This window comes from Pseudomonas sp. SWRI51, from assembly GCF_014268825.1.
GTDB lineage: Bacteria > Pseudomonadota > Gammaproteobacteria > Pseudomonadales > Pseudomonadaceae > Aquipseudomonas > Aquipseudomonas farsensis.
In genome coordinates this window covers 1-5371 of sequence record NZ_JABWRG010000156.1, presented here as the reverse complement: position 1 = coordinate 5371, position 5371 = coordinate 1, and the positions used below count along the sequence as shown (strand labels likewise).

The following is a 5371-nucleotide window of genomic DNA, read 5'->3' as shown; positions in this document are numbered from 1 at the left end:
GCCCCAGTACTCGGCCTTATGCAAAATCGCTGGGGCTGCTACGCAGCCCTTTCGCGACACAAGGCCGCTCCTACACTCTAGAGCACAGCCCAAGTCACCGCGGCTCGATATGCGCAATCATCAGTTGCACACTCTCATTACCCCGAAACTCATTCACATCGAGCTTGTAGGCCAGCTCTACCCAGCGCACGGTAGGGTTTGGCCAGACGTCGCGGTCAATGCCGAAGGCAATGCCGTCCAGGCGCACCGAACCGCATTCGCTCTTGAGCACCACCTTCAGGTGTCGCTCGCCCACCACCCGCTGTTCGAGCAACTGGAACACGCCATGGAACAGCGGCTCGGGGAAGTGCTGGCCCCAGGGGCCGGCATTGCGCAGGGCCTTGGCGAGGTCGAGGTGGAATTCCTCTACCGCCAGGCTGCCGTCTGAAAGCAGACGGCCGGTCAGGTCTTCTTCGCACAATTGGCGCCGGACTTCTTCATCGAACGCTTCGGCAAATGCAGGGAAATTACCCTCGGGCAAGGACAGGCCAGCCGCCATGGCGTGCCCGCCAAACTTGCTGATCAACGCCGGGTGCCGCGCCGCTACCGCGTCCAGTGCGTCGCGGATATGAAAGCCCGGCACCGAACGCGCCGAGCCTTTAAGCACGCCGTCACCGGCGTCGGCGAAGGCGATGGTCGGGCGGTGGTAGCGCTCCTTCAAGCGCGAAGCCAGAATGCCGATCACACCTTGGTGCCAATCGGCATCGAACAGGCACAACCCGTACGGCATCGACTCCACCGGCAAGTCCTTGAGCTGCGCCAGTGCCTCGCGCTGCATGCCCTGTTCGATGGACTTGCGGTCCTGGTTCAGGCCATCCAGTTGCTGCGCCATGTCCAGCGCCAGCGCCTCGTCGTCGCACAACAGGCATTCGATGCCCAGGCTCATGTCGTCCAGGCGCCCGGCGGCGTTGAGCCGAGGGCCGAGAATGAAGCCCAGGTCGGTCGAAGTAATGCGTCGGTAGTCACGCCGGGCCACTTCCAGAATGGCCTTGAGCCCAGGCCGTGCACGGCCGGCGCGGATACGCTCGAGGCCCTGGTGCACCAGAATGCGGTTGTTGGCATCCAGCGGCACCACGTCGGCCACACTGCCCAGCGCGACCAGGTCCAGCAACTCGCCGATGTTCGGCTGCGGCCGAGTGGCATAGCGCCCGAGGCTGCGCAGGCGCGCGCGCAACGCCATCAGCACGTAGAAAATTACCCCGACACCCGCCAACGACTTGCTGGGGAACTCGCAGCCCGGCTGGTTCGGGTTGACGATGGCATCGGCGGCAGGCAACGCATTGCCCGGCAGGTGGTGATCGGTGACCAGCACCGTCAGGCCTGCGGCCTTGGCCGCTGCCACGCCCTCGACGCTGGAAATACCGTTGTCCACGGTAATCAACAGCTGCGGCTGGCGCTGTAGCGCAACTTCGACGATTTCAGGGGTCAGGCCGTAGCCATACTCGAAACGGTTGGGCACCAGGTAATCGACATGGGCTGCGCCCAGCAGGCGCAAGCCGAGCACGCCGACGGTGCTGGCAGTGGCGCCATCGGCGTCGAAGTCGCCCACGATCAAAATGCGCTGGCGCTGGTCCAGCGCCTGCACCAGCAGTTCCACCGCAGCGTCGATGCCCTTGAGCTGCTGGTAAGGCAACAGCCGCGCCAGGCTCTTGTCCAGCTCGGCCTCGGATTGCACGCCGCGCGCGGCGTACAGACGGGTCAGCAAAGGTGGCAGGTTGCCCAGCAAGGGCAGTGTCGACGGCAGGGGACGGGGTTCGATACGCATGGGGTCTTCGGTAATCAGGGGTGGATCGGCTCAGCCGCGCTCGCCGAGCAGCCATTGCAGTTGCACTTCGTGCTGGCCACGGTCGTCGGTGACGAAGAGGGTCCCTTCGCTGATCATGACGTCCCACTTGAGGGTACGCGGCATATCCTTGGCGAGGACTTCCAGCACGTCCTGGGGCACAGCGGCAATGTTCAGGTTTTTCAGGTTCTTCACGGCACCCAGTACCTTGCCTTCCCATACCCGCAGGCTGCCATAGGCCAGCAAGCTGGTACGCTCGGTACGGCGCGAGCACCAGGTCAGGCGGTCAGCGTCAGGCTGGCCGACTTCGATCCAGTGCAGAATGCGGTCGTCCAGGCTTTTTTCCCACAAGGCAGCTTCGTCGACATCCGACAGACCGCGGCCAAATTCCAACTGCTCGTGGTACCAGAGCGCGTAGCCCAGCAAGCGCACGGCCATGCGCGCTTCGGTTTCCGAAGGGTGCCGGGCGATGGTTTGGCGTACGTTTTCGTACACGCCGCGGTCAAGGTCGGTCAGATTCAGTTCGAATTTGTAGGTAGTGGACGGCTGGGCCATGGACGCGGGCTTCGTTGAAAATAAAGGCGCACAGTCTACCCGATCTGGCCGCCGAGGGCGGCGGCGCATTTGCCCGTGCGCCACGACAGTACCTGACGCCGTCGAGCTGTGATAAAACCTCCGTTTTAGCGCATTCACCACGGACGCCCCATGCCAACGCCCAGCAAACCCCTCGCAGGCCTCAAAGTCATCGAGCTTGGCACCCTGATTGCCGGCCCGTTCGCCTCGCGCATCTGCGCCGAGTTCGGGGCCGAGGTGATCAAGGTCGAATCGCCCGACGGCGGCGACCCACTGCGCAAGTGGCGCAAGCTCTACGAGGGTACATCGCTGTGGTGGTTCGTGCAGGCGCGCAATAAACAGTCGCTGACCCTCAACCTCAAGCACCCGGAGGGTATCGAGGTGCTCAAGCGCCTGCTCGCCGAGGCCGACATCCTGATCGAAAACTTCCGCCCCGGCGTGCTGGAAAAGCTCGGCCTGGGCTGGGACGTGCTGCATGCGCTCAACCCGCGCCTGGTGATGGTGCGCCTGTCGGGCTTCGGCCAGACCGGCCCGATGAAAGACCAGCCAGGCTTCGGCGCCGTCGGTGAGTCCATGGGTGGGCTGCGCTATATCACAGGCTTCGAGGACCGCCCGCCGGTGCGCACCGGCATTTCCATCGGTGATTCGATTGCCGCCCTGTGGGGCGTGATCGGCGCGCTGATGGCGTTGCGTCACCGCGAAGTCAACGCAGGCCTTGGGCAAGTGGTGGATGTGGCGCTGTACGAGGCGATCTTCGCCATGATGGAAAGCATGGTGCCGGAGTTCGACGTGTTCGGTTTTATCCGCGAACGCACCGGCAATATCATGCCCGGCATCACGCCCTCGTGTATCCACACCAGCGCCGATGGCCGCCATGTACAGATCGGCGCCAACGGCGATGCGATCTTCAAGCGCCTGATGCACGCCATCGGCCGCGACGACCTGGCCGAAGATGCCTCGCTGGCCAGCAACGATGGCCGTGATGCGCGCCGTGACGAGCTGTACGGGGTGATCGACCGCTGGGTCAACAGCCTGCCACTGGAGCAGGTCATGCAGGCACTGAACAAGGCCGAGGTGCCGGCCAGCCGCATCTATTCTGCCGAGGACATGTTCAGCGACCCGCAGTACCTGGCCCGTGAGATGTTCCTTCAGGCCAAGTTGCCGGACGGCAAGCCGTTCAAGATGCCGGGCATCGTGCCCAAGCTTTCCGATACCCCAGGCTCTGCCGAATGGGTCGGCCCGCAACTCGGCGAGCACACCGCCGCCGTGCTTGGCGCCCTGGGTTACGACGCGGCGGCCATCGCCCGTCTGCGTGAGAGCGGCGCGGTCTGACCGCGCCAGGCCCCCGCCCAGTGCTGCGCCTGAGCGCCCTCGCCTGCCTGCTGCTGAGCACCCTTGCAGCACCCCAGGCACACGCCCGCGAACGCCTGCTGTGGCTGGTCCGTGACTTGCCGCCGTTCACCATTTTCGAAGGGGCTGCCAAAGGCCAGGGCGTGGTCGACCAGATGCTGCCCATGCTGATCGCACAGATGCCGGAGTACGACCACAGCGTGGTGCGGGTCAACCGTGCACGCGGTATCCAGATGCTTCAGGAGCCCAGTTTCACCTGCGACCCGACCCTGCTGTGGACCCCGGAACGCGCAACCTACGTCATCTTCTCCAAGCCGTTGCTCGGGGTAATGAGCAGCGGCCTGGTGGTGCGCAAGCAGGACAAGGCGCTGCTGGCGCCTTACCTTGAGCAGCACCAGATAGACCTTGCCCCGCTACTGGCGCACAGCCAGCTCAAGTTGGGCATCGTGGCCCAGCGCAGCTACAGCGCTCAGGTAGACGACATACTGCGCGGTTTGCCCGAGCAGGCCTTGAGCCGCCACTATGGTACCGAGGCCACTGCCAGCCTGCTGCAAATGCAGCAACTGGGCCGCCTGCAGATAGTGCTCGGGTATTGGCCCGAGATCCGCTACCTGATCCAGCAGCAGGGCGGTGCGGCAGAGGATTACGATTTCTACCCCATCAAGGGCGTCAAGCAGTACCAGTTCTTGCGCGTGGGCTGCTCCAACACCGACCTGGGCCGCCAGGCGATTGCCCATATCGACAAGTTGCTGCCAGCCCTTCGCCGCGACACCTTGCCTGGCTTGTACGCGCGCTGGCTGGAACCGGAGCTGCAAAGCAGCTATCTGCACCAGGCTCGGGAGTTTTTCGAAAGCTCCGCAGCCGACGCACCGCCCGTTCCCTGAAGCCAGGCAAAAAGAAACCCCGGGCGCTGGGGAGAACGGCCGGGGTCAAGCGAAAGCCTTGGGGGCTCCCGGGACAACCTGACGAATACCGGAGCAAAGCACCGTCAAGCTGGCCTCGATATTTCTGATGCGCGTGTCAGGCAAAGGTTCCCTGGGGCTGACGTTGGTGTTGCAGGGCCGCGATCACGCAGGGCTGCAGGCGACCTTCGGCAATTTGCAGGTCGCGGTGCAGGCCATCGACCAGGTCGATGAGCAGGTGCTGTTCCAGTAGCTGGCGCACAGCCACCTTGCGTTGCAGGATCAGGCCGCCATGTTCGTCATGCAGCGTGAGCTGGACGGTGCCATCGGCGTCGAGGTTGCCGAGCGTGGTTTGGTAAGGGGTCAGGGCATCGTTGAGCAGTCTGCAGATTCTTTCCATCCGGATCACTCGCTGTCTGGGGGGGAGATATCAAAACTGACCATCGCGCTTGCAGGAAAGTTCGCACGGCCATGCGGCTAGACCGAGCATGCCGGAGCAAGATGACAGTTTCGCGCAATGGCCCTGGTTGCTTTAGCCATTACCGTCGGCGCCGAGAGAAGGCTGGAGGATTAGCCGAAAGAACTTTACCGTCTATGGGATTGGGCGCCGCTTGCGCGGCGCATCGCAGGCTAGCGCCAGCTCCCACAGAGGCCATGCGCAACCGCAACATTGCTGGTTGGACCCAATCCTATGGGAAATGATAGACAGTTGTGGCGAGCGGGC

The 5371-nt window shown here is 63.7% G+C and carries 5 protein-coding genes; 2 read left to right on the top strand and 3 right to left on the bottom strand.

What is annotated here, in order from left to right; all coding sequences use genetic code 11:
* Nucleotides 1-94: 94 nt before the first annotated feature.
* Together recJ and HU720_RS23640 are read right to left on the bottom strand one after the other, a co-directional pair.
* Nucleotides 95-1804 carry a single-stranded-DNA-specific exonuclease RecJ gene (gene recJ, locus HU720_RS23645; protein WP_186523531.1) on the bottom strand — a complete coding sequence of 570 codons (1710 nt, stop codon included), beginning with the start codon at nucleotides 1802-1804 and terminating at the stop codon, nucleotides 95-97.
* A 30-nt stretch (nucleotides 1805-1834) separates the two neighbouring features.
* Nucleotides 1835-2377 (bottom strand): YaeQ family protein, encoded by a 543-nt coding sequence (locus HU720_RS23640; RefSeq protein WP_186523530.1) that lies wholly within the window; start codon nucleotides 2375-2377, stop codon nucleotides 1835-1837.
* Nucleotides 2378-2527: 150 nt separating this feature from the next.
* Here HU720_RS23640 and HU720_RS23635 point away from each other — a divergent pair, with 150 nt between their 5' ends.
* Both HU720_RS23635 and HU720_RS23630 read left to right on the top strand, forming a co-directional pair.
* Nucleotides 2528-3727: a CaiB/BaiF CoA-transferase family protein gene (locus HU720_RS23635; protein WP_186523529.1), complete on the top strand. Its 1200-nt coding sequence runs from the start codon at nucleotides 2528-2530 to the stop codon at nucleotides 3725-3727.
* A 23-nt stretch (nucleotides 3728-3750) separates the two neighbouring features.
* A complete protein-coding gene (locus HU720_RS23630) occupies nucleotides 3751-4629 on the top strand; it encodes a TIGR02285 family protein (protein WP_186523533.1) in 879 nt (292 codons plus the stop codon).
* Nucleotides 4630-4765: 136 nt separating this feature from the next.
* Here the strand turns inward: HU720_RS23630 and HU720_RS23625 are convergent, their stop codons facing one another.
* On the bottom strand, nucleotides 4766-5047 hold the full coding sequence (locus HU720_RS23625) for a DUF3509 domain-containing protein (protein ID WP_186523528.1): 282 nt from the start codon (nucleotides 5045-5047) through the stop codon (nucleotides 4766-4768).
* Between the last annotated feature and the right edge of the window lie 324 nt (nucleotides 5048-5371).